The sequence below is a fragment of the Moorena sp. SIO3H5 genome (assembly GCF_010692395.1).
In the GTDB taxonomy this organism is placed as follows: domain Bacteria; phylum Cyanobacteriota; class Cyanobacteriia; order Cyanobacteriales; family Coleofasciculaceae; genus Moorena.
On sequence record NZ_JAAHHS010000068.1, the window covers coordinates 1 to 26,587 of the forward strand.

Sequence of the window (26,587 nt, forward strand, 5' to 3'; positions counted from 1 at the left end):
TGAAGGTTGAACGCGATCGCGTGGCCGAAAGGCCAAGGTTATTAGGCGTTGCATATTGTTGTGGAATGGGCATGTTGGTGGAATGGGCATGTTGGTGGAACGGGCATGTTGGTGGAATGGGCATGTTGGTGGAATGGGCATCTTGGTGGAACCGGCATCTTGCCGGTTTCATTTCTGAAGGCTGACGGCTGAATGCTTACGGGATTCCTAAATATGATCAGACGAATATATTCCTTCTCTACTGAATTGATAACTGCTATAATAACAAAAAGATAAAATAAACAAAATGGAAAAACTGACGGTTACTGATGCCCAAAACGATTTAATTAACTTAGTTGAATTAGTCACAGAAGAAAACAAAGTTTATGAAATAGAGATTTCTAATGGCTCTGCGGTTTTAATTTCTATAAAAAACTATGAAAGCTTACAAGAAACCTTAGAATTACTTTCAATCCCTGGAATGAGGGAAAGCCTACAAAGATCCCTTGAACAAATAACCAATAATGAAACCTACTCCCTCGATGAAGTCTTGGGATATATTGATTAATGGTTGTAAGCATTCAGCTATCAGCTAAAGGCCTTTGGCCACGCTACCCGAACAGCTATCAGCTCTCAGCCTAATGCTTACGCCCCTCGATATTGATCCTGGCCATCCTAAAAAACTATCGGATTATTCCCAGTCCAGTAGGGTGCATTAACAAAGTGTAACGCACCGAAAACTCCCCATCCACTATATAGTTAATAAAAATACAAGGTGTTAGCTATGACAGATAATAAACTGGTATTTGAACGCATTACCTTTGATCCACAAATAATGGGAGGACGTGCTTGTATTCGAGGAATGAGAATTACAGTATCTCTAGTACTGAGTTTGGTAGCCGACGGTATGGATGTAAACGAAATTCTTGAAGCTTATCCCTATTTAGAAGCAGAAGATATTAAAGCTAGTCTTCTCTATGCAGCTTTTTTGGCTAGTGATAAAGTTCGGCCTTTCAGTGGCAGTGCAGCATGAAGTTTTTAGCAGATATGGGTGTCTCTCCTTTAACTGTTCAATTACTGCGTCAACAGGGATATGATACGGTACATCTTTACGAACAAGGATTAGAACGGCTCTTAGATGCTTTGATTCTGGAAAAGGCAAGGCAAGAGGAGCGCATTGTTTTAACTTTTGACTTAGATTTTGGCGATCTATTGGCAGCAAGTTCTGCTTTGCTGCCTAGTGTGATCATATTTCGCTTGAAGAATACAAATCCTGCAAGTGTTGGTGCAAGATTGCTTGCAGTGCTGGCTGAGTCTGGGGAAGATTTGGAAGCAGGTGCAATTATCACGGTGGATGATACTCGTTACCGACTGCGACGACTGCCAATTTGAGCATATCTTGTAGGGTGCGAAGCGAGTCATTAATCCTAGTATGGTGGGCAGTGCTTAACAACGCCCAAAGCCCAGCTTGATTATCGGTCTGCTGCACTGCCCACCCTACATCTACAGCTGTATGATCCTCTAACTAACCATTACGCGACGATTGTACTCTTCAACCAACTGAGCTTCATTTTCACCATGAAAAAATGACAGCAGAGCAAACCGTTGTCCTTTAATAACATCTGTAACCTCGTGAAGCAGGGAACAGGAAAAAATTAAAGCACTGCCTGTTTCCGGCTGATATAAATCCAATCCGTATTCTGGAAATCTTAAACAGCCCCCTTCATAGTCTTCCACATTCAAGTTAATAGTCATAGCAAAGCGACGATAGGCAGTTCCTTCGGTAGCATCATCCCGATGGGGTCGAAAATATCCGCCAGTATTAGCATCATAGCAACCAATCCGAAAACTCTCAAATCGAGTAATTTCAAAATGAAAGGCTTTTTTGATGGCAGGGCGAACCTGTTGACGGATGAAATATCTTAAACGTTGATGGGTTTCTCCTTCTTGAAGAAAATGGTCTCTGCGTCTTTTATAATCATCGTCCTGAATGGGAGTCAATTCTCCCTTATGTTCAATCATTGAATAGGACTCTTGATTACCTTCAGTTTCCCAAACATTAATTAGGGTTTGGCAAAAATCTCTATCTAAGACATTAGGAATAAATAAAACTGGCGCTTGATTAATAATTTTACGGGGAGCTTCTGGAGATTTATTCATTATAGTAATAATAAAAAGGGAACAGGGAACAGGGAACAGGGAATAGGGAATAGAGAGTAGGGAGTAGGGAGTAGGTAAAAAATCCTGTGTACCTCAGGTGCGACCTGTGGCAAATTAAATTCACCAACGGAAAGCGCACCTAATAGCTATAAGAAACGCTATATTTAATTAGCAGTAAGATGCCTTATTTAAGGCATCTTACTGGGCTGTTGCCTATTGCCTATTGCCTATTGCCTATTGCCTTGGGCGTAGCGCTATACTTCACCAGTCTTGTTTATAAACGATGACCTGGATGAAAACCATGTTTTGGAGGACTGTAGAGGTCTTCCAGAAATGGCGGTGGTGGTGGTCCTTCCCGCAGAATGAGACAGTCGTGGGGTGGTGGTGGTGGTCCTTCCCGCACAATGATCCAGTCATCGAATGGTGGTGGTGGTCCTTCTGGTAAAATTGGGAACTTTATGTCATGGATCAATTTCGTTCCCCCCTTGATGTCTTTAGTTTTTTCGTGAGTTAAATTGCTCACATACTCTAACGATTGATCATCACTGGGAGAATCCAGTTCGTAGATTTTAACCATGTTGCAATGTAAGGTTAAGTGGACAAATCTGAGACTATAGCGGTTTTTCGGTGAGGTACACAGTTTTTTGATTTTAGGGAACAGGGAACAGGGAACAGGGAATAGGGAATAGGGAATAGGGAATAGGGAATAGGATAAAAATACTGTGTACCTAATAAGTATCCAAAACGCTATAGTTTAAATTTCTTTAATTATCAAATTGAGCTCTAGGATTGTTGACTGCTTCTTTCTCAATTTTGTCTAAAGCAATCTTAGCTTTTAAAAGAACTCTCCAATAAGCTAAATTACTAGTCCATGCTGTTCGAGGTAACAAGGTTGGAAGAGATTCTTCTGGAGTCTGAGAGTTATCAAGGGATGGTTCTAATGAGTTAGTTTTATTTTCCATAGTTGTATATAATTTTTAATTTAAATGTAAACAATTGATAAAAACAGGGAGTAGGGAGTAGGGAGTAGGGAGTAGGGAGTAGGGAGTAGTAATACTATTTGATTCTTTAAGTACTGAAAATGATTGTTATCACTGCTGATATTAAGTTGTTTTTTCCTGGTGCAAGAGCTCAGTGAAATTGAGACCTTACCGACAACTGCGGCTAAGTCTATAGGGGTTTCCTAGTAAGCGTAAGATACATTGAAATTTTCTTCCCTACTCCCTACTCCCTACTCCCTGCTCCCCACTCCCTAAAACCTATAAAGATGCCACTAATTCTTTTTGATCTTGCCAATGTTCTGACCATTGAATGCGATCAGCAGTAAAGTGGAGGGGGTCATTGTTTGGCCAAGGGGTGTTAATTGGCTCTTCAATAATTTCAAATTCACCATTATCAAAGGGAAGTCCTTGGGCTTTTACTTTAGGCACAAATCGCTCTCGAATTCCTTGAGATGCTTGGGTTAATGCCCGATGGTGACAGTAAGGATTATTCCCTCTGCGGTCAAAGAACACATGAGCGGTCCAAGAGCAACCACCGCGACATAGTTCAGCAAATTCGCAAGTCTTGCAGAAGCCCCACAGATGGGATGTCCCTTTGGGAGTATCTGCTCCTAGGTTAAACCGCAATTCTTCGGTTTCTTCAATGATTGTTCTGAGGGAGTGGTCTCGGATATTACCTCCGGTGTAAGCTGAAGTCGGTAAGGACGGGCAACCTTTGATCACACCATCCGCTTCAATGCCCAAGGTAGAGAGTCCAGCTTGGCATCCCTGCCAAAATGTCCAGGGATCGCTCTCTCCTCGCCCTCGCAGTAGTCGCTCGTAGGGACCGTAATAGCCGATATTATTTCCGGCCTGTACTTTCACCCCTTCGCTATAAGCCCGCTCAACTACACGAGCAATCATGGGATATACATCCAGCAGTTCATAGGGTTGGAGCAGAATGTCATAATTGTCAGCAGCATTGCCCATGGGTACAGTTAACTGAATCTGCCAGGCAAAGATTCCTGCATCCCTAAGCAGCTGGTAAATCTCGGGAAATTGTGGTGCGCTGAGGCGATTGATTTGAGTATTGCAGCCGAAAGGAATACCGGCTTCTTTGAGATGGCTCATGGTCTTAAATGCCCATTGCCAGGAACCCTTTCTCCCCCGTAAGCGGTCGTGGGTTGCTTCTAAGCCATCTACAGAAACGGAAACTACCCGAATTCCAGCCTCTTTCATCCGGCGGGCTGTCTCTAAACTAATCCCAAAGCCACCAGTGGTCATACCACAAACCATTCCTGCGTCGGTAATGGCTTTGGCAATCTCTAGCCAGTCCGGACGTAAGAAGGCTTCACCCCCAATTAAGGTGACTTCTGTAATCCCAACTTCGGCCATCTGTCTGACCATATCGAGAGCTTCCTCTGTAGAAAGTTCTTTTGCTCGTGTATGACCAGCACGAGAACCACAGTGCTGACAAGCTAAGTTGCATTTTAGAGTAATTTCCCAAACCGCATAACTAATTCGGCGATAAGTCATAACTAAGCACGTTTGTATTTCGGTTGTAAACACACGAATTGCAGGAAAAGGCAAAAGGCAAGAGGCAAAAGGCAAGAGAAGTAAGAGTGTGGGAAGTTTGGGGAGATGGGGAGATGGGGAGATGGGGAGATGGGGAGAACAGGTAGTGCTCAAAAGGTAATAATAAACCTGAGCAAATAACTTATAGGGTTTATCATACTGACGAGGTACAGTAAATTTTCGTCTTACCCCCACTCCCGATTCCCGATTCCCGATTCCCGACTCCCGACTCCCGAGTCCCGACTCCCGAGTCCCGACTCCCGATTCCCGACTCCCGATTCCCAACTCCCTAGACTATGAAATATTGTCTGTGTTCGCGTCTTTTGAAATGTAACCAATTTGATGATCAGGAGGCATGATAACGCCATACATTGCGATCGCTTGAGGAGGTTTCGGTCCAGGCTCGATCACTACTCCATAGACGGGCTGAATCGTAATAGGTGGCTTTTGTATAGGTGGCTTAATCCAATCTATAGGTCCCCATGGCCAACGATAGTAGCCTCTAAACACGCCACCAACAAGTACTTCTAGGTCTTCTTCAGTGAGATTCTTGAAATTATCGTCTAAATCTCTAAGCTTATTCTCATCAAGAATTTTAGCTGTGGTAGTTTCCAACTCTTCTGGTGTGAAATCATAGCCAGCATCTCGCACCATGGTTTGGTAGTCTTCTGGACTTGCAGCATCTTCAAGCTGGCTGCGGAAATTTTTATCAGCAGCTAAGCGCTTGAAGAAAAGGATGACACTTTCTAAAAACATAAACTTTCTCCAACCGTCAATACTATAAATAGAAACCCAATAGCACAAACTTGTCTCGCCAATCTGGCTAAAGTTACAAATCTAAATAGTTTTTGAGGGTTGACGGTTGAGAGTTTATCTTAATAACCAATCAAGTCATTATAGTGCTTCTCAAATAGGTTAAATCCACGGAATTGTTTGCCTGTTCCCGATTCCCGATTCCCGATTCCCGATTCCTGACTCCCTTTTGTAATTGATTAACTTGACTTGATCTGACTCGCCTACCTATAGCTTGGTTCATGTAAGGTGGGCAGTGCAGCAGACAGATTCAAAAGCTTGCAAAGCGTGTTGGTAGACACTGCCCACCCTAGGATTAATGACTTGATCTGACTCGGCTAGCTATAGCGATCTTTTTTTGAAAACCTGGGAACTTTCAGGTCACCTGTGCGTCTGGGGATGGTGTTTGGGAGGGTGTCAACTCAGATAACCAAGGAGTTGAGCCATCTGGAAGAGTTATCTAAATCAGGAGAGTTGTGTTCTATGTCTAGTGCGTCTACTTGGAATGCCACAAGCACTGCCATGTTGCTGTTGGGAATAGTAACTGGTGTCACTGCGCCGATGGTAATTGCGGGACCAAACCAAACTAGCTTTATTGATATTCAAGGTCATTGGGCAAAACCGTTTATTGAAGGGTTGGCAGCAGAAAACCTGGTAAATGGATATGCCAATGGCACCTTTAAACCTGATCAAGCTGTTACTTACGCTCAGTTCTCTGGGATGGTGAGCCAAGCGTTCAGGGAAAATAATTTAGCTTTGCCCAAAACATTTGATCGTGAAGTGGCTGAGTATTGGGTAAGTCGTAACCTGACTCAGCAGGATAAATCCAACAGCCAACTACGTCCATCTTCGCCACTATCTCGGGGACAAGTATTGGTGTCATTGACTAATGGTTTGGGTTTAAATGGTTTGGGTCTATACTCTAGCAGTTCAGTCAAGAACACTCTCTCTTCCTATGAAGACCTATCCCGAATCCCTGACTATGCCAAAGTTAGCGTTGCGGCTGCTACCGAAAAAGCTATGGTGGTTAACTACCCCGATGTAACCTATCTTGATTTTGGTAAACCTGCCACCCGTGCTGATGTAGCAGCCTTTATTCATCAAGCTTTGGTGAATCAAGAGGTATTAGCTCCCCTGTCTAGTCAACATGCAGCCTCTCAATATATTGCTCAGCTGACGGAAGAGACTAAACCTGTCACTGACGAGAGCCTGATGGAGGAAACTGAGGCAACTGAAAAAACTGAGGGGACTGAGTCCACTGAGTCAATGACTACTAAGGATGACTCCTTTGAAACTAAGGAATATCAAGTTTCCAAAGGCACAGTGATTAATGTAGCCTACACAGTATCAGACAAGATGGCTGTGGAGCGTGGTGAAACTATTGATATGACGCTGTTAGTAGCTGAGGACATCACAAATGATCAAGGAATAGTCTTAATTCCAAAAGACAGCGAGATTGAGGGTCAATTAGTACCGCGTTATAGTGGTTCTGAGTTTCTCGGTACTCAGTTTGTGGCTCAAAAACTGAAAATTGGTGAATTATCCTATAACACCATCAATGCCACTTCGAAACTGGTTACTGATGCTAAGCCTGATGATACGGAGACACAAACATTAGAAGGTGCTGCGGTTAATATTTTGACTGGTGTTTTAACTGGTGGTAATTCTAATCAACAACCGGAGCAGCAAAATCCTATCATCATTGATCCGGAAAATGACTTACCACTAACACTGGGTTCTGATTTATATCTCCAAGTGGCTACTAAAACGCCAGAAATGCCAGAAACCCCAGAAGCCCCAGAAGCTATTGACACTAAAGAAACCCCAGAAGCTATCGAAACTGAAGAAATTCCAGCAACACCAGAAGCCCCAGCAGTTCTAGAAGCACCGAAACTTGAGCTTCCGCAAGTACAACCGTTAAAGATTCCAACTCGGTAACCCACCTACAATAGTTCCTAGTTAGTCCCTAGTTAAGCATTGAGAAGAGACATGCGATCGCCTTTGGCGTGGCCAAAGGCGATCGCATGTCTCTTCCATTGTATTGACACAAACGCTTAACAGTCGGACAGACTACCGATACTGAGGGGAAGCATCTCTCCGTTGATCGTAAGTCCTAATAACATGGGCTCTTGGGGTTCTATATACTTGCCAGTCAGTACACAACGCTCTTTGCGCTCAGCGATCGCTTGAATGCTGGCTCTGATATCAGACTTACAAAATTGAGGTCGATAGTCACCGGACTTGTGCTGGACATAGTTCCAGAGAATATCTCGAATCAGAGCTTGATAGCCCTGAGAGCCAGAAAGTTCTTTGAGTTTATCTTTCAACTGTCGCTCCAGACGGATGCTGGTAACTTCCATATCAGTGGTTGAGTTTTGACGGGTGAGTGTAGGCATTAATTTTTTCCTCCAAATATCTGGACATTCCCGTAATACAAGTGTAGTATTTAAAAAGCGGCTTGAAAATCGTTTTTCACAAATTTCGCCTTCAAACATTTCATCTTCTATGAGTCATCATTTAACCTCCTCCACCAATTGCTCAGATCTCAACTGCTTCGGCGGTTCTGGATTCGGGGCAATATGGGTGGAGCTTTTATTTAGGGGCAAATATGACTCGATGGCACAGGGAACAGTCGAGTATAGAAGGCTTTATTCACAACCAGTCAATTGTCGGCCAGAGATCAATCTGAAACTAAATAGACACAGCGGGAGGTATAGGCGAACGCTAGCACTACTGACATAGCAATCAGCCTACCCTAAAAAATCTTCAACGCCCCCGCTCCTGACAAACAGAAGCGGGGGTTTGGTTTATGAGGAGTCAATCCGTGACAAGCACAACTGAGGTGTTAACGCAATCGGTAGTGGTTTTTTCCAAAAACTACTTACCTATTAATCGAGTCAATATCAAACGAGCGATTGCTCTGTTGGTTACCGGCAAAGCTGAACCAATCGATTTCTTTGGTGGTAAGGGCTACAAAGTCCGTTCCCCTAGTGTAGTGATCTTGGTACCAAGCCATATCCGCTTGATACTTACCGAAACCGAACCAACTTGGCGAGTTCCTCCAGTAAATCGGCGGGAGGTCTTAAGACGGGACAAGCATCGGTGCCAATACTGTGGCAGCACCAAAAAGCTAACCCTTGACCATGTCATTCCTCGGTCAAAAGGCGGAAAACACAGTTGGGACAACGTCGTTACGGCATGTGAGCGTTGTAACAGCCTTAAAGGCAACCGCACTCCCTACCAAGCGGGAATGAAATTACCCAAGCAGCCCAAAGCACCCATGCATCCAGCTGTTGCTTTTGCGGAACAGTTTTGGCGTCAACAGCAAATCAATCGGTTAGAGGAGGAGGTTACAGGTAATGCTGAAACTGATTTATACCGAAAATAGCTTTTATCTAGAGCGTTTGGCTCAATCCCTAGAAGAATGGGTAACCACACGAACCCTTGTCTCGCTCCGTGCGGGTGCAAGTTTTTATATCGAACCCACCACTGCGTCATTTTTGCTACCAGCTAACTTGCCCCACCTGAGGGAATTAGAGGTGTTTGTGGGGCAAGACACGACAGATGCGATCGCTGAAAGCGGGGCTTCGCCCATCGCATTATCGATTTGTGATGGGGAATATGTTGAAGTAAGCCTAGAAGGCACCTGGCTAACGTCAGATCCAGAGGATCAAGAGGGAATTTTTGTAACAGCAATGAACTATGCTGTTGAGTTTTTTCTCTATCAGTTGTGGAAAGAGGCTAACCATCGGGCTTCTGTTCCGAAGGATTAATCAAGGGGCGCACTTAGGTGTGCCTCTTTTTAAGAGTTCTCCTCACACTTCTCAATGTCCATAGGCACCCATTTCTGGTTGAAACGGTACCACTTCCTGGTGTACCTCTACCCCCAAGTGCTCTAACATCCCTTGCAAAACCGGGTCAGGAGATAACCTTAAATAGCTAGCCGTTACTTCTAAAGGGACATGGCGATTACCCAAATGATAAGCAGCTCGCAGCAAATTCACCGGTTTTTGGGAGGTGACAGTCAGTACCGGTTCTGGTTTAGCAGCAATTCGGATCATTACCTTTGTATCTTCCGCTTCCAGTAAATCCCCATCCTGCAAGACACTGCCCCTAGGCAAACGCAAATACAAATTTTCACCATCCGCTGTTTCAAAGCGGTGGCGCGTTCGGGTACGCTCCTCCGCTGTCAAGGAGAGGGTAAAACGGACTTTAGTATTCTGATTAGCTCTGAGGCGTTTGGTAAAGGTGAGCATGGGCAATTGATCATTGCTGAATTCAGACTAAAATACCAATTAAAGTAGGGTGGGCCAATTGTAAGCATTCAGCTATCAGCTATCAGCTATCAGCTTAAGCGGATCACAGGCTAGAAGCCTGTGCCACGGTACTTGAGGTGCTATCAGCTATCAGTTATCAGCTTTTTAATAAAAAATAAAACAGGTAAGCATTGGTTTAATCTCAGTGAAGTCACAGGCTGGAAGCCTGTGCCACAAAGCTGAGGGCTGAGGGCTGAGGGCTGACCGCTGACGGCTGACCGCTTTTGCCCACCCTACAAGCTTGACATATTATCAATTTTGTTGTATGCGAACTAGTTCATTGTGGATGCGCCGTTGTAACTTCTGATCGGATTGGGCACTAACGGTAATTGAATTAAATCGAGATATGGTCAAGTCATGACTTTCAGCAATGGTTTTCGAGCGCTTACAGTAGTTTACAGCCAGGTCTTGGATATTTCGACGTAGACCTGCGATGGTTTTTACTTGGGTGCAGTTAATTTCAGGAACTATCTTGTCCTTGTCTTTGGTTAATTCCTGAATATCCTCGTAGACACCTTGACGATATTGATCGATCGCCAGAACAGCTTTAGCGTAATTCTTTAATTCCTGACTCTTGACTGTATCTGAAGCTACTGTGGGGATAGCTGCCGTGGGGTCAGGGTCTGGACTGGAAGAACATCCAACCAAAACCACTATCATTCCGGCAAGCCATCCCAAGGGATAGATAAATTTGCTCATTAGCCGTTTTTTGGGAGATAAGCGACCTGCAGTGGCTAGCCTGTTCGCGCAGCGGAGGCCTTCGGCCACAAGCTGGATTAGCCTATTTTTTACTATTATTAGTGGCTAGCTATTATGGTTTTTTCCATGCTAACTATACCACTATATAGCGTTTCTCGTAGCTATGAGGTACACATTATTTTTTACCTCTTCCCTCACTTCCCCTCGTGGGAGGGATTAGGGGTGGGTTCCTCTTACCTGCTCCCTGCTCCGAGGCTCCCTGCTCCGAGGCTCCCTGCTCCCTGCTCCCTAAAAACCATAAATTTTTACCTCACAAGTCGTATAATTGCTATAGGTCTAAACTTTATTGGTAATTTCCAGGTGTGCAACTCGTGTTACTGCTTGCCCAAGAGGAACGTTGAAAGCCTTACGCTTTTCCCAAAACGATTTAATTATGGTTGAGGTTATGGTTTAAGGGAATAAGTTGCTGATTATTAGAGCTATATCTACCTAAAAGCTAGCGTCAAACTTTGCTTGTTGAAGACGCACTAATTCACTTTGAATCTGTTCCCGTAAATTTTGATTATCTTGCATCTCAATAGTAATTTCGTTGAAGCGTTTATTTCCTCCTTCGGGAAAATACTTAGAGACAATTCCCTCTGACTGTTGGCAGTAATCTTTAGCAATGTCTTGGGCGTTCGAGGGGAGCTTACTGATGCTGTCGGAGTCATCGCAGAAAATTTCTGGTTGCTCTCCTAGGATTGTGGTGATTTTTTCATAGGCAGATGCGCGAATAGGCTCTATTTGTAATAGAACTTCAGCATATTGAGTGACGTCATTAGGACTAATCTCAGAGGTGACATCTTGAGCATAGGCTGAAGTTGTAATAACAAGGGTATAAGAGTCTTCAGAAAGCTCAGGGATAAATCCAGATAGCAAACTAATAGCAGTAAGTCCTCCCACAAGTAGAGATTGGGAGAAAAGTTGGGTTAAGCTAAGTTTTAGAGAGTTAGCAGTGAGCATGATGATAGATTATGAGCAAAACAAACAATAACCAAAACCACTAAGGGCTAGTTTAATGTGAATTAATTTATGGGGGAGAAGTTCCTCATCAGGCAAGATATTCTGGGGATTGGAAAGTGCATACAGGATAAATATGAAGCATCAGTATAAAAAAAATTTAACCTTCAATGGTTTTAGCTAGCCTGGGTGAAGCCACTGACTGCTCTAAACTCTTGATCTGTTAAAGATTTCACAAAGTTGTATCACCTTAGTTTGTAATGTGGAAAGGGGGTCTGCTCCGGTTTTGAGGTTGAGGTCTAACTCCAGCAACACCCGCAGAGTGGAGATGAGTTGCTTAGGGGAAAGGAACTCCACGTCTTGTTTGAGGAAGTAAACTCGTTTGGGGTTATTGATATTGACAGTGCTAGCGATCGCATTTGGATCAGTTTCCCCCTCACTGACCAGCAACTTCACCCACAACCAGGTACGAAACTGAGTAATTAAGGTAGCGACAATCTTTAAAGGAGGTTCATTGTGGTTGATCAAGGCAGCTAACAACTCTAAAGCTTTTGCCCCATCCCCTGCCCGAATCGCCTCTGCCAGTTGCAAGGTATTTTGAGTATTAGCCACTACCAGGGTAGCAACGGTACTTTCTTGTAACGGTTGGCTGTCATTAGCAGCATAGAGTCGTAATTTTTCCAGTTCGTTGAATAACTGTCGGGTGTCATTGCTAACGGATTCGGCTAAGAGTTCAGCAGCACTATTGGTTAATTTGACCCCAAATTCAACGGAGTAGGACTTGACCCGATTGAGCAGCTGCTGGGTCTTCCAGGGGGGAATCAGAGCAAACTCCTGAATCTGGGCGTACTGTTGCAGTAATTTCGTGGACTTGAGTCGTGGATCTGGTCGATGGGGGGTAGTTAGTAACAAAACGGAGTGTTTAGGAATGACTGGTATAGTACGCTCTAATTCTGCCAGTAAATTGTCCGAACATTGCTGGCACAGGGTTGTATCGACTAACCACACTAGACGTCCACCCATGCCAAACGGAGGAGTCATTACTTGATTCAAGGCTTGAATGACTGCATCTGGTTGGTCTGGGGAAATTTTGTCATAGTTAAAACTAGCCCAGTTGGGGTCAACTAGGGATTGACGCAGTTTGTCCAGGGCTTGGGCCATGGCAAAGTCATCCTTTCCCCAATAGAGGTAAATTCCCATATCAGAACACGTAAGGGGGCAAAATTGGACGATACATATCAAAGTTATCTAAATCGGGTCACACGGCTTACCCTAACCGCAACTTATCAATCGCAGTTACTCAATATCCAAGAGTCACCCAAGTTTAAACGTCTCCCTAATGGCAGCAGAGAGCCTGCCCCTTTTCCTGGTTACACTGTAATCACACCACCTTGGGAGGAAGAGACTAATAATTCAGCATTCTATGATAACATGCAGCAGCTCCAAAAAGAGCTTCTCCAGCAACTAGACCCGGGTTTAATGGTACCCATACCCCCAGATAGTTTTCATTTAACCTTGGCTGACTTGATTTGGGAAAATGCCTACCGAGATGCCACGGCTGAAAATCCAGAGTTTGAAACTCAACTGCTTAAGTCGATACAAGCAAGTTTTGACAAGTCTGTCAGTATCAGCCAGGAAAGCTCTTTAGGAAATGGTGGTAATCCTATTAGCTGGCAGCTATTGGGCTTAATGGTGATGCCCAGGGCGATTGGTGTATGTCTAGCACCCCAGGATGAACAGGCATACAATCGCATTTCCCAGCTTCGTCGGTGTATTTATCAAAATTCTGATTTAATGGCTCTAGGTATTGAACAGCAATACCATTTTACGGCTCACATCACTCTCGGATATTTCGGAGATATCCCCCAGCAGTTGGATAGCGATCTCATTAGCAATATCCTATTTGAGTTAAGTGGCCAAGCCTTAGAAGTAGAAGGGAGTGTACTATCGATTCGGCAGGCTCAATTAAGGAAGTTTGATGATATGATGCACTTCTTGCGGGAACCGGAATGGCCAGTTTTGGAGTTTTGAGTGCTTTCCCGTGCTTAGTGTTTGAGTAGGAGCAGACTATGGGTTGGGGATTTAGATGAAAGCATTGTCAATGCATCCGATTATGGAGCAAAGTTTTGCCATTATTGACCAACAGATTGGGGAGCATCAGTTTAATCGAGCTGAGTATGCGATTGTGCGCAGGGTAATCCATAGTACTGCTGATTTTGAATTTACCCAACTGCTTCGGTTTAGTGAAAATGCGATCGCATCTGGTATTTCTGCACTGCGGCAGGGAACACCAATTGTGACAGATGTAGGAATGGTCAAACAGGGGATAGCCGGTATGGTGGCAAAAACCTTTGGTAATCCCCTGATCGTAGCAGTAGACCAGGCACCAGTAGCTCTGCCAGGAAAGACGCGCACGGAAACTGGTTTAATCCGATGTTTTGAGCAGTTTCCAGGGGCTATTTTTGTAATTGGTAATGCCCCTACGGCATTGTTGGCCTTATGTGAGCAGTTGCCCCACTCTCAGGTCAAACCAGCTTTGGTCATTGGCGCAACCGTTGGGTTTGTGTCAGTGCTGGAGTCGAAAGCTGCTTTGGCCAAGATATCCATCCCTCAGATTCGGGTTGAAGGACCTAAAGGAGGGTCTCCAGTGGCTGCAGCTATTTTGAATGGATTAATGGTATTAGCTTGGGAGAGTAATAGACTTCTTGCAGAAGTCGGGAACAGGGAACAGGGAACAGGGAACAGTGGATAAGAATTGACGAAAAGCTCACCATTACGGTCTTGGGGAGCCAGTGCCGCCAAAGGGGGTCCCTTTTCTCTATTCTTCGGGTCTTTGCTGTCTTGCCAGTTGCTTTGACACTCCCAGGTTAATTCCTATTATTCTCAAAACAGATTAAAGATCAGATATAGCAATCCTAAATGAATTGTGATAATTTTTCTTCCTTGTTGCCTACTCCCTGTTCCCGTCTTGATGCAGTCGCTCATGGGGGAAACCAACGGCAGTCGCTCATGGGGGGAACCCCCAAGACCGCGCTGCCTCCCCAAGACCGCGCTGCATCGCTACTCCCTGTTCCCTGTTCCCTGTTCCCTGTTCCCTTTGCTATAGCAGCAAAACCATGACCTCGATCAACGTAGTGGGCATTGGTTTAGACGGAGCAGCTAGCTTAACTGATCAAGTCAAGCAGCTGGTGGAACGAGCGACGCTATTGGTAGGAAGTGAGCGCCATTTGGGGTATTTTCCGAACCACCAAGGGTCACAACTGGTATTGGGTAATTTTACTGACGCTATTGAATTAATTCGTAAGCAGCTCGATGGTGCTGATCACGATACCCTAATCGTAGTGTTGGTGAGTGGTGATCCATTGTTTTTTGGCTTAGGACGATTGCTCCTAAGCCAACTTCCCCCCTCAAGCCTTAGGTTTCATCCCCATGTCAGTGCGATTCAGTTGGCCTTCAGTCGGATTAAGGTGCCTTGGCAAGATGCTAAGGTAATCAGTGCTCATGGTCGTTCTATGGAACAGCTGATCCCAGCCTTGAAGCAGGGAGTTGACAAGATTGCGGTGTTGACGGATGGGACAAATACACCTGAAGCGATCGCTAAATTATTACTAGCGCTAGATTTACCCAGTGGCTACCAGTTCTGGGTATGTGAAAATTTGGGAGGTATGGATGAACGGGTGCAATGTCTTGATGTAGAAGCAGTATTGAACCAGACCTTTGCGCCCCTGAATGTCGTGGTATTACTACGTCACCCTGATTCCGTTGACCAATCCCTGGATCCAGAGTCGTTACCGATACTGGGATTACCAGATCAGACATTTACTAGTTTTAGCGATCGCCCTGGTTTAATGACCAAGCGAGAAATAAGGCTGCTCTTACTAGGAGAGTTAGCCCTCAAACCAGGGCAAACGGTTTGGGATATTGGTGCAGGAACAGGTTCGGTTTCCATTGAAATTGCTCGTTTATCGAAGACATCTCAGGTGTTTGCGATTGAAAAAACAGCCATGGGGAGTGCTTTGATTGAGCAAAATTGTAAACGTTTAGGGGTTACTAATGTTACTTCAATTCATGGTTCAGCACCGGATATTTTGAAGGATTTACCAACACCGAATCGTATTTTTATTGGCGGTAGTGGTGGTAATTTGCACTCAATATTGGATTACTGTGATACTCGTTTAGACCTCGATGGTATTTTAGTGTTAGCGTTAGCAACAGTTGAGCGTAGTAATGCAGCTTATAGTTGGTTTGAATCTAAACGTTTCCCCCCCTCCGAGCGCGGGATTAGAGCAAATTCCTTCCCCCCCTTATTAAGGGGGGTTAGGGGGGATCACTGGAATTATCAATGGTTACAGGTACAGTTATCGAAGTCGGTACCTGTGGGAAAACTAACTCGGTTTAATCCTCTCAATCCGATAACTATTTTGACAGCTTGGAAGTGCTGAGTGCTTACGCTTACCCTGGTTTAAGTCCCGCTACTAAAACGATAGTTCTCGTTTACTGACAACACAATCTTGAAGGTATAAATTAATTAATTCCTGGTAAGAAATTCCTTTTTCTTGCGCCTTGGCTTCAAAATATTCTATGACATCAATCCTCAAAGGCAAAGTTACTGGTTGCTTTAATTTCTTGGCATAAGGATTAGGGCGGCTTTTCATATTGGCAAGGTCATATTCTGGTTTCATGGTTTTATAATCGATAGTATTAACTTTCGTTTTTAATAGTCACTACTGTTGGAGCTGCTGAAGTCATAACTGCTGGAATCGCTGCTACTTTCAGAACAGGTATTATTAGACTTGTCATATCTATCAATACCCCACGTAAAGGAGTATTAATATGAGAAGGTTTCTAGCACTAGCACTTACAACCGTCGTAATTGCTGCCTGCACTAGCTTGCTGGTTCCATCCGACAGTATCACTCCGAAATCAGCAGCCGAACCAACCCCCAAGGTTGTCTTGACCTCCGAAGTCAAGTGGGAGCAACTCAACCCCGCTCGCGGTGACAAGAGCCCGCAGGCTGGTAATCTTTGGGGCGATCGTACTAGCCCTGGAGCAGCAGGCTTTCTTCTTAAGCCAGCAGACGGCTTCCAGTCACCACCTCATATTCATAATATCGCCTACCGAGGAGTGGTCATTAGTGGCCTCATTCACAACGGTCATCCTAATGTGGAGGAAATTTATATGCCTGCGAGTTCTTTCTGGACCCAGCCAGCTGGAGGTGTGCATATTACCGCTGCCAAGGGTGATAACAGCCTGGCGTACATAGAGGTTGAGGATGCATTTGGAGTCCTTCCTGCACAGAAGGCCTTTCATAGCAAAGACAAGCCGATCAACGTGGACGCATCGAACATCGTTTGGATCGATCAGCCCGGAATGCCAGCCTCTGCCAATGGACCAAAGGTAGCCTTTCTTTGGGGCAACCCGCAGGACGATCAGTTGAACGGGACCCTTGTGAAGCTACCGGCTAAATTTACTGGAAAAATACTTAGCCACGGCTCAACCTTCCGCGCTGTAGTAATCCAAGGTCAACCACAGTACCAAGTGCCGAGTGAGACCGAGCTCAAGACCTTGATGCCGGGCAGTTATTTCAGCTCGAAGGGAGAGTCGGAGCATCAGGTCTCGTCTAAAACGGGAGAGGAGAGCATCATTTATATACGCACGAATGGCAAGTTCGAGGTTATTTAGGGTGGACAATAGTTGATACAAATTCACCAAGCTGGGCTTTGCACCTTGATGAACAGTGCCCACCCTAAGATTAATAACAATGGTGCAAGATTCCAGTGTTCATTAACTGAAATCTTGCTAGCTCAACTGAATTTTGCCCCCCTAGCCCCCCAAGCGAGCAATCCCTCGCTTGGGGGGAACAAGAGTCAATTCTCAAAAAGCTGACCGATCAAGCAGTAAAATATCTAGCGACTGGGTGATAAGCTACAATTGCTGTCGTAGATTGCTCTGGATACAACTGCTCACTCTCATCCATGTATAACTTGATGCGATCGCATTCCAACAAATCCAACTGCGTGTACTGATCCTGAAGATTTGGACAAGCGGGATAGCCAAAACTATACCGTGAACCCTGATAGCGCTGAGCCAACACATCCCGAATGCTATCCGGTTCTTGATCTGCGAACCCTAACTCCCGACGAATCCGAGCATGACTCCACTCTGCCAAGGCTTCAGCCATTTGTACCGCTAATCCGTGGTAATACAAATAATCGGTATATTGATCACCATCAAATAATTTCTTAGCGTACTCTGTGGCAATATCACCCACAGTTACCGCCTGCATTGGGAACACATCGAATTGACCTTCCTTTGCCAACTCCTTCGGTAAAAAGAAATCCGCTATACACAAACGCTTACCAGACCGTTGCCGAGGAAACTCAAACCGTGCCACCTCTTGCAATTCCTTCGAGTCTTTAGCGCCTTCGGGATTCATCCCTTGGGCATCATAAATTATCAAGGAATTCCCCTCAGCTAAACAAGGAAAATATCCATAGACTACCTGGGGATGTAACAAGTTTTCAGCAAGAGTTTTTTCCTTCCATTTCGCGAGAATTGGGTCAACCTTTTCCTTCAAAAACTGATTATACTCTTCCCTCGACTGGTCCTTTGGCTTCCGAAACTGCCATTGTCCAGCAATCAACGCCTGCAAATCCAGATACCAAAAGATTTCCTCGAAGGAAATATCGTCTGGCTGGAGTATCTTGGTTCCCCAGAATGGCGGTGTTGGACGCTCAAGATCCAAGGTTACCCCTTCCGAACGATTAGTATCTAGGGGAGTTGAAACGGGAGTTACTGGTTGAGAGTTGTCTTTTGAACCATTCTCCTGCAACTTGTCAACCGCTGAACCATTCTGTTCCAACTTGTCAATGGGTAAGGTTTCAACGGCTAGACCATTCTCTAGCTCATCGATAAACCCTTTCATATCATCCCAGTTACCAGCTGATTTTGCTGGCATTAACTTATCCATGAAATGGAGGTCAGAAAAGGCATCTTTACCATAAACCACCTGACCGTTGTAGGTATTCTGGCAGTCCTTATGGACAAATTTTGGTGTTAGGGCAGCACCCCCTAGAATAACTGGTACAGTAATTCCCCGCTCATTAAAGGTTGCCAGATTATCCTTCATAAAAGCGGTAGATTTCACCAGTAGTCCACTCATAGCAATACAGTCAGCATTGTGCTTTTCATAAGCATCAATAATATTTTCCACTGGCTGTTTAATCCCCAAGTTAATCACCTCGTAGCCATTGTTGGACAAGATGATATCTACTAAATTCTTGCCAATATCATGAACATCTCCTTTCACCGTAGCAATTACAAAGGTACCTTTAGCATTCCTCCCTGCTTCGGATTTTTCCATATATGGCTCTAAATAAGCCACTGCTGCCTTCATGGTTTGAGCAGATTGTAATACAAACGGCAGCTGCATTTGCCCAGAACCAAATAGTTCCCCTACCACTTTCATACCGTCCAGCAAAAAGGTATTGATAATCTCCAGGGGAGGATATGTTTCTCGGGCTTTCTCCAGTTGTTCTTCTAAACCAATCCGTTCCCCATCAATAATATGACGCTTGAGCCGCTCTTCTACCGATAGGTTTTCATCCTGGGAGCGATCGCGTTTTGTAGTTTTGCCTTCAAACAGGGTAGTCAGCTCGGCCAAGGGGTCATAGGTACACACATCCCCATCAAACTCTCGCTGATCATAAATCAGTTTTCGACAAACCTCTTGATGCTCTGGCTCAATTTTAGCTAAGGGTAAAATCTTACTAGCACTAACAATGGCTGCATCCATCCCCACTTGCATTGCTTCGTGCAAGAACATGGAATTAAGCACAATTCGTGCTGCTGGGTTTAGTCCAAAGGAAATATTAGAAACCCCAAGCATAACATGACACCCAGGCAATTCTTCCCGAATCCGACGAATTGATTCGATTGTAGCTTTGCCGTTTTCCCGGTCTTCCTCAATTCCTGTGGAAATTGGTAACGCTAGCGTATCAAAGAAGAGTTCATGAGCTGGGATACCATATGCGATCGCATCGTTATAAGCACGTTTAGCAATTTCAAACTTCTTATCCGCTGTCCGCGCCATACCATCTTCATCGATAGTACCAATTACCACTCCCGCGCCATAGATTTTAGCTAACTCCAGTACCTTATAGAACCTAGGTTCCCCATCTTCGTAGTTAGTGGAGTTCAGGATAGACTTACCCCCAACCACCTTTAAGCCAGCCTCCATCTTTTCCCATTCCGTAGAGTCCAGCATCAGGGGTAAGGTGGAATTTTTTACTAAACGGGAGGCCAATTCGTTCATATCCCGAACTCCATCCCGTCCCACATAGTCCACGTTAACATCTAGGACGTTAGCCCCTTCCCTAATTTGGGATTTAGCCAAAGATACCAATCCATCCCAATCTTCTGCATTCAGCATGGTGCGGCACTTTTTAGAACCACTAGCATTGAGCCGTTCACCAACAATTAGGAAAGAATTATCTTGGTGATAAGGTTGGGAGCTGTAAATCGATGCTGCTGACGGTTCATGCTTAGGATGTCGCTCCTTCGGAGTCAGGGTTTTGGAAAACTCCGCTAACTGTTCAATATGAGCTGGCCTAGTACCGCAACAGCCACCAATAACTTGTACTCCCAAATCCTCTACAAAATGCATCAGTGCCATCCGCAGTTCCATGGGAGTAAGCCTGTAGTGAGCTTGCCCTCCCACATTTTCCGGTAATCCAGCATTAGGGATACAAGAAATCACAAATGGGGAACATTCAGACAAGTATTTGATATGTTCCTTCATTTGCTCTGGCCCAGTGGCACAGTTAAGACCAAGGATATCAATCGGGTAAGGCTCTAGAATCGTTAGCGCCGCATTAATTTCTGACCCCACCAGCATAGTACCCATCACTTCCATAGTGATCGATACCATCAGTGGCAGTCTTGCCCCTTTTTTTTCAAATACCTCTTCTATGGCATTCAGGGCTGCCTTAATTTGCAGCACATCCTGACAGGTTTCCACAATCAGCAAATCAGAACCGCCATCATACAACCCTAAGGCTTGTTCCACATAGGCGTTCTTCAAGGTATCAAAATCAATATGTCCCAGGGTAGGGAGTTTAGTACCAGGACCCATGGACCCTGCCACAAACCTAGGTTTTTCTGGAGTAGAGTATTCCGCTGCCATCCGTTTCCCTAGTTCCGCAGCAGCTTTATTTAGGTAATAGGCTTGGTCAGCTAGATCATATTCTGCCAGTACAATCGAGGTACCGCCAAAGGTATCAGTTTCAATCACATCTGCTCCCACCTCCAGGAAGCCCCGATGCACCTTTTCCACTGCTTCTGGTTTAGTATGGACAAGGTACTCATTACATCCCTCGTACTCAGGTCCACCAAAGTCTTCAGCGGTAAGGTTTTGGGTTTGGAGAGAAGTTCCAGTTGCCCCATCAAATACGATAACCGGGCGCTTTGGGCTATGGAGGTGATTGAGAAAAGGGCTATTCATAGATTCGATTCAGTTGCTATTTATTGACTTCAGTGGTGTGTTAACCGTTGACAGTTGACGGAATTTTATTCATTTATGTTGGCTCTTATAATTAGTTTATCAAAAATCAACCAAATTATTTTATTTTATTTTTGGTATAATTTAAAGATTAGGACAAATTAGGTTTAAACGAGACTATAAGTAGCATTTTTTTGACAGTTTAAGGTTTAATGTTGAAGGTTACAATTTAATTTCAATACAGGTTACAAGCAACAGTCATACCAAAAATAGTTTAGACAATTTATTATTATTTTCATCTCGAAATAACTAGTTTTTTTCATCCTAAAGCTGCTTTTGCCCAGTGGGTTGCTATAGCAATCCGTGTCGGGATTGTGAGAATTTTTGATGCCATATTCCCTATTCCCTATTCCCTGTTCCCTGTTCCCTGTTCCCTATTCCCTACTCCCTACTCCCTACTCCCTACTCCCTTATTAACCCATTAACCCTAGACTCTGAATTGAAGCCAATGTGGCCATACAACTAGAGATAAATCGTTTCTAATAACTATAGAAGGCTTGATTCCCTATTGGGAAAAAAACAAGGAGAAATTAACATGGCAGTTATCAACGGTGATGAGGGGAATAATACTCTCGTTGGTACTCGGTTTGACGATGAGATCAATGGTTTTGATGGCAAAGACTTTCTCTTCGGTGACAGAGGTGATGATACCCTAAATGGAGGGGGTGATCAGGACGTACTCTTGGGCGGACTAGGTCACGATTCCCTCAACGGTGGCGGAGATAATGATTTGCTGTTTGGAAATCAGGGCGATGATAGTATTGATGGCGATACTGGCAATGACACGCTGTTTGGGGGCAGTGGCAACGATAAGTTAATGGGTAGCTTTGGCAGAGATGCCCTCAACGGTGGCAGTGGGAATGATACCTTAATTGGTGTGGATATCTTTGACGAACAACCTGGTCAGTTAGAGAGAGATATTCTCATTGGTGGTGCAGGCAAAGATACCTTCGTTCTCGGAGATCCCTTTACAGTTTATTATGATGATAGTCAAGTTCGATTCATCATTGCGCCCCCTCCCACAGAACCCCCTCCAAGCTACGCTTTAATTACTGACTTTGAACCGGGTAAAGACGTTATCCAGCTCACAGGAGCCATAGAGTATACATTAGAAGATGTTGAGCTTCTTAATGGCGTTTCCGGTCTAGGAATCTTCTTCGATGCTGACGGTTTTGATGGTAACGGTTCTGAGCAACTAATTGGTATTATCCAAAGCCAAGAATCCTTAGATGGCCTGCAAATTAATATTGGTCGGGCAATCACCACTATTACATGATTCCCCAGAAGAGAGTGTGGGAAATGTGAGGAGATGGAGAGATTTTGAGTAGTAATCGGGTATCGAACGATGGGATCGCCTCAAGTAAGAAATGCGTTAGCGTAACGTGGCCTTAGGTCAATCCCGTAACCTAACCTAAGCCAATCGCATTCATCCCATCCTTAGATACCCTCAATTTTTTCCTGTTCCCTTGTTTACATCTGAACTAAAAATTCTATCGCTATTTCAGCTTTCTGTCTTTTGTGGTCATAAAAGATAGGAAGCTGTTTTTTATATAGCAATTCTACGACTTGCTATATGTATTTGTTACAGTCCCTGGCAACATTTTCTATCTCAAAAACACTGTACGAAGTGCCTTGAACACAAGATCCCGGTTTTTGAGAATGATTCTGTTTTTCGGCAACCCTGCTGGGGTATGTAAAACGGTTTTGGCTTTTGAGAAGGTCAAGAACCCTTCATGGCCGTGATAATGCCCCATGCCGGAATGCCCGATCCCACCAAAGGGGGCATCATCGGCCATCACTTGCATGGCGGTATCATTGATCGATACGCCGCCGCTATGGGTGTTTTTCAGGAGGTGCTCGATAAGCGAGTTGTTCGTTGACATGATATATAAGGCCAACGGACGTGGGCGCGCATTGATATAGCCAATGACCTCATCAACATTTTTATAGCTCATCACAGGCAGAATAGAGCCAAAAATTTCCTCCTGCATGACGCTCATATCCTCGCTGACATTGGTCACGACATGGGGATAGATAAGCCGCCCATCGCTTTCCTCATGGTCTTTTACAGCATAGATGTTTGCACCTTTGGCTTTTGCATCGTCTAAAAATCGTTGCAGGCGCTCATACTGTCTGTCGTTGATAATATGGGTATGGGTGTTTTTATTGTTACTGCTGATGTGGTATTCGGTGTAACGCTTGATAAACGTCTCAACAAATTCCTGCTCTCTGGCTTCGGGAACAAATACATAATCCGGTGATACGCAAATTTGACCTGAGTTAGTCGATTTACCGATGATCAGCGCATCTACAGCAGCATTCATATTGGCATCTTCGCCAATAATCGTGGGGGATTTACCGCCCATCTCCAAAGTGATCGGAGTAAGGTTATCGGCTGCTGCTTTTGCGACCAGTTTGCCGACAGTGGTTGATCCGGTAAAAATCAGATGATCAAATGGCAAGGCGGAAAATGCTGCGCCCATATCGGCTTCACCTTCGATGATGACGATATGATCAGAGATACTTTCCACGACCTTGCGAAGCGCTTGATTGGCGTTCGGTGTAAACTCGCTCATTTTAATCATCACGCGATTCCCTGCGGCCAGAGCTTGTATGGCTGGGCCAAGGGCAAGGAAGAACGGGAAGTTCCACGGTGTAATCACACCAACCACGCCTAATGGCTGATAATGTACAGTAACCCTGGAAGGGGTAAGCAATAAACCCGCATGGCGTTTGGATGGTTTCATCCATTTTTTGAGGTTCTTTAAAGCGTAATTGATTGCTGCAACGCTTGGCAATACATCGGCAATCAATGAATCAAACTCGCTGCGATAGCCGTAATCCTTTTTCAAACCGTCATAGATTGCTTGCTCATTCTCGATCAGAGACTTCTTTAGTTTTAATAGCACCTCCTTCCGGTCTTTGTAGCTTGGGGCTGGGGCGTTGTTATACGCTGCCTTCATTGCCTCAAAGTCAGCTTGAAGCTGTGCCTGGGGGTTGGTGTTTTCTGTTTTTACTTTAATGTTTACTACTGTAGTCATGGTCTTTCTCCTTTAGGTGTGTTTAAAATTGGGTAATTCTCTAACTTTTCTGGCTAACAACGCTTTCGATGATCACTGTCATATCTTCAAGAAACTGCTCTCTAGATGTTTCTTCCAGCAACAGACCTTTTCCAGCAGAGATAAGAGCAAAGGCCGTTCCTGTTGCTTTTTCACTTGATGCATAGTTATGGCGTTCAAGAAAATCGGCTAGCCGCGCTCTGAAACGCAACGGCCAGTCCTCTTCGGAAGAATGCGTTGCCTGCAAAGCATCGTTCAATATTTCAGTTCCGTGGGAGTTACTGACAATTTCTACTGCTTCGCCGATCAGGATATCAAAGACATTGATGAGCGTACGTAATGGTGGAATCTCTTCATTGTTCAATGCTGCAAAAATTCGGGCATACATACCGGATAGATAGGTATGGATCGTCCATTCATAACATTTTTCCTTTGAGCCAAATTTTTTATAAATCGACTGTCTGGAAACCCCTGCAGCACGGGCAATATCTTCCATAGATGTTTTGCGAAACCCATATTGAGCGAATGTTGCAAGAATATCTTTAGCATTTTCTTTTTCATTTTCCTTTTTTACTGTATTTAACATCTCTTCAATCCTCTATTTTTAAGAAAATGATAGGTCTCGATGACCGGCAGAAACTGAACGTAAAATCGCTTCAACATCGTTGCGACGCATAACCTTTGGCACTGCATAAGAACGCCATGCCTCGGCCAGCGCATCTTTAGCAATCTTTTGGAAATCCTTTTCCTCAAGCTCTGTCAGGTTGGCTGGAATACCGACTTTTTCCGCCAATTGATCAACACGCGCACTAAAATGTTCGGCAAGTGTATCTGTATCTGCTGACGCTTCACCGCCCAGCATCACTTCCAGTTTAGCAAAACGCTCTGCGCAGGCCGACTTATTAAAACGTAAAACTCTTGGCAGTATGATGGCATTCGCCAAACCATGTGGTGTATTATAATGGGCGCTTACCTGATGTGAAATCGCATGGACGTAGCCCAAACTTGATTTGGTAAAAGCATAGCCTGCCAGGAAAGATGCTTGCGCCACCATCTCACGGGCTTTCAAATCGCCACCGTCAGCGTAAGCAGCCGGTAGAAAATCAAAGAGCAGTTTGATGGCCATCGCCGCATCACGATCCGTATCGGCAAAATTATTGCGTGATGTGTAGGCTTCAATCGCATGGGTAAGCACATCCATACCAACCGCTGCGGTCATATGTGCCGGCAAGGATTTTAGAAGCTCTGGATCGAGTGCCGCAGCAATCGGGACATATTTAGGATCAACGAAAAATTGTTTCTTATGGGTTTTCGGATCTGAAATCACGGCAGTATTTGTAACCTCTGATCCGCTTCCTGATGTTGTGGGAACGACATAAAACGGTAACGGAGGCTCTTTAACCTTTAAAATACCTGCCAGTTTATCCAGGCTTCGATTGTTTGTGCTGGCTGCTGAGACAACTTTTGCAACATCGATAATTGATCCGCCGCCTATGGCAAAAACACTATCACACTCATTGTCTTTACTGACTTTAAGGGCAGCTTCTACTTGTTCAAAAGTGGGGTTGGGTTTAACGCCATTAAATATAGTCACTTCACAATCATGTACTTTAAGGTGTTCCAGGAACCCATCAAGCATACCTTTTTCCAATAAAAAGTTGTCTGTGATCAGAAGTGGCTTTTTCTGACCTGCGGCAATCATCAGATCAGCCAGTTTTTGCGTAGACCCAGATCCGGAAAAAACCAGAGGTTTTTGTATCGGGTAAAAAGTTGAAAGTGCCCGAAGCGCATATGTGATTGGTGTTGGTAGCATTGTTTTTCTCCTAAATGTAAAGCGTTGCGTGACAACTATGACAATTAGTTGTAACCCTTACATTTACAACTATGACACTTAAATTCAATATTGTCAATATTAAATTGACATTTTTAGTTAAAAATGTCAATTTGCAAGAATTCAGGGGTATTGGAGGGGTGAGTGGTTGGTATGGTGCTTGATCGCCGAAAGCAGCATCACCCCAGCGAAACACTGGGTATCGCCACATAGTGCCCGATACCCAGTGTTTCGCCAAACAACAAGCTACCAAAACATCCTGAAACGTGAGAGCCCTGTGTCTTTAGACCTTACAAGGGTAAGTTTTTAATATTTCTGGAGCTACTGCCTTAAAATTGGGCGTTGCTTAATAATGGAATGATTTTAAGCGGACCTGTGGGATGGGGATCTTGGTGGAACTGGCATCTTGCCAGTTTCATGCTTATTTTCGTGCGGGGGGCAGGATGCTCACTCTATAATGGAATGATTTTCAGCGCGCCTGTGGGATGGGAATCTTGGTGGAACTGGCATCTTGCCAGTTTCATGCTTATTTTCCTGCGGGCAGGATGCCCACTCTACTCCTATTCATTACAAGACCGACGCAACGGCCTTTATATTATTATTGATAACAATCTGTGTCGAAGTTTTAATAATTTTTC

Annotated in this window: 28 protein-coding genes; 13 read left to right on the forward strand and 15 right to left on the reverse strand. The window is 44.5% G+C overall.

The window, feature by feature from the left end; genetic code table 11:
* Positions 1–286 precede the first annotated feature (286 nt).
* From F6K52_RS10420 to F6K52_RS10430, 3 genes are all read left to right on the forward strand, one after another.
* A complete protein-coding gene (locus tag F6K52_RS10420) occupies positions 287–547 on the forward strand; it encodes a type II toxin-antitoxin system prevent-host-death family antitoxin (RefSeq protein WP_293077102.1) in 261 nt (86 codons plus the stop codon).
* Between the two features lie 216 nt (positions 548–763).
* Positions 764–1,012: a DUF433 domain-containing protein gene (locus F6K52_RS10425; RefSeq protein ID WP_293077104.1), complete on the forward strand. Its 249-nt coding sequence runs from the start codon at positions 764–766 to the stop codon at positions 1,010–1,012.
* Complete coding sequence (locus F6K52_RS10430; protein WP_293077106.1) at positions 1,009–1,371, forward strand: DUF5615 family PIN-like protein; 363 nt, start codon at positions 1,009–1,011, stop codon at positions 1,369–1,371. The genes F6K52_RS10425 and F6K52_RS10430 overlap by 4 nt, the downstream gene beginning before the upstream one ends.
* Positions 1,372–1,500: 129 nt before the next feature.
* Here the strand turns inward: F6K52_RS10430 and F6K52_RS10435 are convergent, their stop codons facing one another.
* From F6K52_RS10435 to F6K52_RS10455, 5 genes are all read right to left on the reverse strand, one after another.
* Positions 1,501–2,139: a 2OG-Fe(II) oxygenase gene (locus F6K52_RS10435; RefSeq protein WP_293077108.1), complete on the reverse strand. Its 639-nt coding sequence runs from the start codon at positions 2,137–2,139 to the stop codon at positions 1,501–1,503.
* Positions 2,140–2,413: 274 nt separating this feature from the next.
* Entirely contained in the window at positions 2,414–2,716 is a 303-nt protein-coding gene (locus tag F6K52_RS10440; RefSeq protein ID WP_293077110.1) for a hypothetical protein, read from the reverse strand.
* A gap of 187 nt (positions 2,717–2,903) precedes the next feature.
* Positions 2,904–3,101 (reverse strand): hypothetical protein, encoded by a 198-nt coding sequence (locus F6K52_RS10445; RefSeq protein WP_293077112.1) that lies wholly within the window; start codon positions 3,099–3,101, stop codon positions 2,904–2,906.
* Between the two features lie 297 nt (positions 3,102–3,398).
* The gene (locus F6K52_RS10450; protein WP_293077114.1) at positions 3,399–4,979 is read right to left on the reverse strand and encodes a nif11-class peptide radical SAM maturase 3; all 1,581 of its coding nucleotides are present in this window, start codon (positions 4,977–4,979) and stop codon (positions 3,399–3,401) included.
* A 9-nt stretch (positions 4,980–4,988) separates the two neighbouring features.
* Positions 4,989–5,450, reverse strand: a complete 462-nt coding sequence (locus F6K52_RS10455; RefSeq protein WP_293077116.1) for a Nif11-like leader peptide family natural product precursor — start codon at positions 5,448–5,450, stop codon at positions 4,989–4,991.
* A 519-nt stretch (positions 5,451–5,969) separates the two neighbouring features.
* Here F6K52_RS10455 and F6K52_RS10460 point away from each other — a divergent pair.
* On the forward strand, positions 5,970–7,424 hold the full coding sequence (locus F6K52_RS10460; protein WP_293077118.1) for an S-layer homology domain-containing protein: 1,455 nt from the start codon (positions 5,970–5,972) through the stop codon (positions 7,422–7,424).
* A gap of 116 nt (positions 7,425–7,540) precedes the next feature.
* On the opposite strand, the gene F6K52_RS10465 is transcribed toward F6K52_RS10460, so the two are convergent.
* The gene (locus F6K52_RS10465) at positions 7,541–7,882 is read right to left on the reverse strand and encodes a hypothetical protein (protein WP_293077120.1); all 342 of its coding nucleotides are present in this window, start codon (positions 7,880–7,882) and stop codon (positions 7,541–7,543) included.
* A gap of 428 nt (positions 7,883–8,310) precedes the next feature.
* Between F6K52_RS10465 and F6K52_RS10470 the strand changes: the two genes are divergently transcribed.
* Both F6K52_RS10470 and F6K52_RS10475 read left to right on the forward strand, forming a co-directional pair.
* Positions 8,311–8,874, forward strand: coding sequence for an HNH endonuclease (locus F6K52_RS10470; RefSeq protein ID WP_293077122.1), 564 nt, complete (start codon positions 8,311–8,313; stop codon positions 8,872–8,874).
* On the forward strand, positions 8,846–9,259 hold the full coding sequence (locus F6K52_RS10475; RefSeq protein WP_293077124.1) for an alr0857 family protein: 414 nt from the start codon (positions 8,846–8,848) through the stop codon (positions 9,257–9,259). The genes F6K52_RS10470 and F6K52_RS10475 overlap by 29 nt, the downstream gene beginning before the upstream one ends.
* Positions 9,260–9,310: 51 nt before the next feature.
* Here the strand turns inward: F6K52_RS10475 and ureE are convergent, their stop codons facing one another.
* The 4 genes from ureE to holA all read right to left on the reverse strand — a co-directional run bounded on the left by ureE (position 9,311) and on the right by holA (position 12,700).
* Positions 9,311–9,742 (reverse strand): urease accessory protein UreE, encoded by a 432-nt coding sequence (ureE, locus tag F6K52_RS10480; protein ID WP_293077126.1) that lies wholly within the window; start codon positions 9,740–9,742, stop codon positions 9,311–9,313.
* A gap of 312 nt (positions 9,743–10,054) precedes the next feature.
* Complete coding sequence (locus tag F6K52_RS10485) at positions 10,055–10,501, reverse strand: DUF4168 domain-containing protein (RefSeq protein WP_293077128.1); 447 nt, start codon at positions 10,499–10,501, stop codon at positions 10,055–10,057.
* Between the two features lie 489 nt (positions 10,502–10,990).
* Positions 10,991–11,503 carry a DUF4168 domain-containing protein gene (locus tag F6K52_RS10490; RefSeq protein WP_293077130.1) on the reverse strand — a complete coding sequence of 171 codons (513 nt, stop codon included), beginning with the start codon at positions 11,501–11,503 and terminating at the stop codon, positions 10,991–10,993.
* 204 nt (positions 11,504–11,707) lie between these two features.
* The gene (gene holA, locus F6K52_RS10495; RefSeq protein WP_293077132.1) at positions 11,708–12,700 is read right to left on the reverse strand and encodes a DNA polymerase III subunit delta; all 993 of its coding nucleotides are present in this window, start codon (positions 12,698–12,700) and stop codon (positions 11,708–11,710) included.
* A 24-nt stretch (positions 12,701–12,724) separates the two neighbouring features.
* Here holA and F6K52_RS10500 point away from each other — a divergent pair, with 24 nt between their 5' ends.
* The 4 genes from F6K52_RS10500 (at position 12,725) to cbiE (ending at position 15,942) form a co-directional block, all read left to right on the forward strand.
* Complete coding sequence (locus F6K52_RS10500; protein WP_293077134.1) at positions 12,725–13,531, forward strand: DUF1868 domain-containing protein; 807 nt, start codon at positions 12,725–12,727, stop codon at positions 13,529–13,531.
* A 55-nt stretch (positions 13,532–13,586) separates the two neighbouring features.
* Entirely contained in the window at positions 13,587–14,252 is a 666-nt protein-coding gene (locus F6K52_RS10505) for a cobalt-precorrin-8X methylmutase (RefSeq protein WP_293077136.1), read from the forward strand.
* Between the two features lie 167 nt (positions 14,253–14,419).
* Positions 14,420–14,620 carry a hypothetical protein gene (locus tag F6K52_RS10510; RefSeq protein ID WP_293077138.1) on the forward strand — a complete coding sequence of 67 codons (201 nt, stop codon included), beginning with the start codon at positions 14,420–14,422 and terminating at the stop codon, positions 14,618–14,620.
* Positions 14,617–15,942, forward strand: coding sequence for a precorrin-6y C5,15-methyltransferase (decarboxylating) subunit CbiE (gene cbiE / locus F6K52_RS10515; RefSeq protein WP_293077140.1), 1,326 nt, complete (start codon positions 14,617–14,619; stop codon positions 15,940–15,942). The genes F6K52_RS10510 and cbiE overlap by 4 nt, the downstream gene beginning before the upstream one ends.
* A gap of 33 nt (positions 15,943–15,975) precedes the next feature.
* On the opposite strand, the gene F6K52_RS10520 is transcribed toward cbiE, so the two are convergent.
* A complete protein-coding gene (locus F6K52_RS10520) occupies positions 15,976–16,182 on the reverse strand; it encodes an antitoxin (protein ID WP_293077142.1) in 207 nt (68 codons plus the stop codon).
* Between the two features lie 271 nt (positions 16,183–16,453).
* Here F6K52_RS10520 and F6K52_RS10525 point away from each other — a divergent pair, with 271 nt between their 5' ends.
* Positions 16,454–17,182 (forward strand): DUF4437 domain-containing protein, encoded by a 729-nt coding sequence (locus F6K52_RS10525; RefSeq protein ID WP_293077144.1) that lies wholly within the window; start codon positions 16,454–16,456, stop codon positions 17,180–17,182.
* 208 nt (positions 17,183–17,390) lie between these two features.
* Here the strand turns inward: F6K52_RS10525 and metH are convergent, their stop codons facing one another.
* Positions 17,391–21,002 (reverse strand): methionine synthase, encoded by a 3,612-nt coding sequence (metH, locus tag F6K52_RS10530; protein ID WP_293077146.1) that lies wholly within the window; start codon positions 21,000–21,002, stop codon positions 17,391–17,393.
* Positions 21,003–21,594: 592 nt separating this feature from the next.
* Between metH and F6K52_RS10535 the strand changes: the two genes are divergently transcribed.
* Positions 21,595–22,335 (forward strand): calcium-binding protein, encoded by a 741-nt coding sequence (locus F6K52_RS10535; RefSeq protein WP_293077148.1) that lies wholly within the window; start codon positions 21,595–21,597, stop codon positions 22,333–22,335.
* Positions 22,336–22,663: 328 nt separating this feature from the next.
* Here the strand turns inward: F6K52_RS10535 and F6K52_RS10540 are convergent, their stop codons facing one another.
* Genes F6K52_RS10540 through F6K52_RS10550 form a run of 3 tightly spaced genes read right to left on the reverse strand, consistent with a single transcriptional unit; the run spans position 22,664 to position 25,931 of the window.
* The gene (locus F6K52_RS10540) at positions 22,664–24,100 is read right to left on the reverse strand and encodes a coniferyl aldehyde dehydrogenase (protein ID WP_293077150.1); all 1,437 of its coding nucleotides are present in this window, start codon (positions 24,098–24,100) and stop codon (positions 22,664–22,666) included.
* A gap of 40 nt (positions 24,101–24,140) precedes the next feature.
* Complete coding sequence (locus F6K52_RS10545) at positions 24,141–24,704, reverse strand: TetR/AcrR family transcriptional regulator (protein ID WP_293077152.1); 564 nt, start codon at positions 24,702–24,704, stop codon at positions 24,141–24,143.
* An 18-nt stretch (positions 24,705–24,722) separates the two neighbouring features.
* Positions 24,723–25,931 (reverse strand): iron-containing alcohol dehydrogenase, encoded by a 1,209-nt coding sequence (locus F6K52_RS10550; RefSeq protein ID WP_293077154.1) that lies wholly within the window; start codon positions 25,929–25,931, stop codon positions 24,723–24,725.
* Positions 25,932–26,291: 360 nt separating this feature from the next.
* On the opposite strand from F6K52_RS10550, the gene F6K52_RS10555 reads away from it, so the two are divergent.
* Positions 26,292–26,587: hypothetical protein (locus tag F6K52_RS10555; RefSeq protein WP_293077156.1), on the forward strand; the 296-nt coding region annotated here is incomplete at its 3' end.

Coding starts and splice junctions, on each gene's coding strand:
- F6K52_RS10545 (WP_293077152.1), bottom strand. CDS start 24,704: ATGTTAAATACAGTAAAAAAGGAAAATGAAAAAGAAAATGCTAAAGAT.
- F6K52_RS10540 (WP_293077150.1), bottom strand. CDS start 24,100: ATGACTACAGTAGTAAACATTAAAGTAAAAACAGAAAACACCAACCCC.
- F6K52_RS10425 (WP_293077104.1), top strand. CDS start 764: ATGACAGATAATAAACTGGTATTTGAACGCATTACCTTTGATCCACAA.
- F6K52_RS10435 (WP_293077108.1), bottom strand. CDS start 2,139: ATGAATAAATCTCCAGAAGCTCCCCGTAAAATTATTAATCAAGCGCCA.
- metH (WP_293077146.1), bottom strand. CDS start 21,002: ATGAATAGCCCTTTTCTCAATCACCTCCATAGCCCAAAGCGCCCGGTT.
- F6K52_RS10445 (WP_293077112.1), bottom strand. CDS start 3,101: ATGGAAAATAAAACTAACTCATTAGAACCATCCCTTGATAACTCTCAG.
- F6K52_RS10420 (WP_293077102.1), top strand. CDS start 287: ATGGAAAAACTGACGGTTACTGATGCCCAAAACGATTTAATTAACTTA.
- holA (WP_293077132.1), bottom strand. CDS start 12,700: ATGGGAATTTACCTCTATTGGGGAAAGGATGACTTTGCCATGGCCCAA.
- F6K52_RS10475 (WP_293077124.1), top strand. CDS start 8,846: ATGCTGAAACTGATTTATACCGAAAATAGCTTTTATCTAGAGCGTTTG.
- ureE (WP_293077126.1), bottom strand. CDS start 9,742: ATGCTCACCTTTACCAAACGCCTCAGAGCTAATCAGAATACTAAAGTC.
- F6K52_RS10485 (WP_293077128.1), bottom strand. CDS start 10,501: ATGAGCAAATTTATCTATCCCTTGGGATGGCTTGCCGGAATGATAGTG.
- F6K52_RS10550 (WP_293077154.1), bottom strand. CDS start 25,931: ATGCTACCAACACCAATCACATATGCGCTTCGGGCACTTTCAACTTTT.
- F6K52_RS10460 (WP_293077118.1), top strand. CDS start 5,970: ATGTCTAGTGCGTCTACTTGGAATGCCACAAGCACTGCCATGTTGCTG.
- F6K52_RS10510 (WP_293077138.1), top strand. CDS start 14,420: ATGAATTGTGATAATTTTTCTTCCTTGTTGCCTACTCCCTGTTCCCGT.
- cbiE (WP_293077140.1), top strand. CDS start 14,617: ATGACCTCGATCAACGTAGTGGGCATTGGTTTAGACGGAGCAGCTAGC.
- F6K52_RS10440 (WP_293077110.1), bottom strand. CDS start 2,716: ATGGTTAAAATCTACGAACTGGATTCTCCCAGTGATGATCAATCGTTA.
- F6K52_RS10490 (WP_293077130.1), bottom strand. CDS start 11,503: ATGCTCACTGCTAACTCTCTAAAACTTAGCTTAACCCAACTTTTCTCC.
- F6K52_RS10505 (WP_293077136.1), top strand. CDS start 13,587: ATGAAAGCATTGTCAATGCATCCGATTATGGAGCAAAGTTTTGCCATT.
- F6K52_RS10535 (WP_293077148.1), top strand. CDS start 21,595: ATGGCAGTTATCAACGGTGATGAGGGGAATAATACTCTCGTTGGTACT.
- F6K52_RS10520 (WP_293077142.1), bottom strand. CDS start 16,182: ATGAAACCAGAATATGACCTTGCCAATATGAAAAGCCGCCCTAATCCT.
- F6K52_RS10465 (WP_293077120.1), bottom strand. CDS start 7,882: ATGCCTACACTCACCCGTCAAAACTCAACCACTGATATGGAAGTTACC.
- F6K52_RS10455 (WP_293077116.1), bottom strand. CDS start 5,450: ATGTTTTTAGAAAGTGTCATCCTTTTCTTCAAGCGCTTAGCTGCTGAT.
- F6K52_RS10430 (WP_293077106.1), top strand. CDS start 1,009: ATGAAGTTTTTAGCAGATATGGGTGTCTCTCCTTTAACTGTTCAATTA.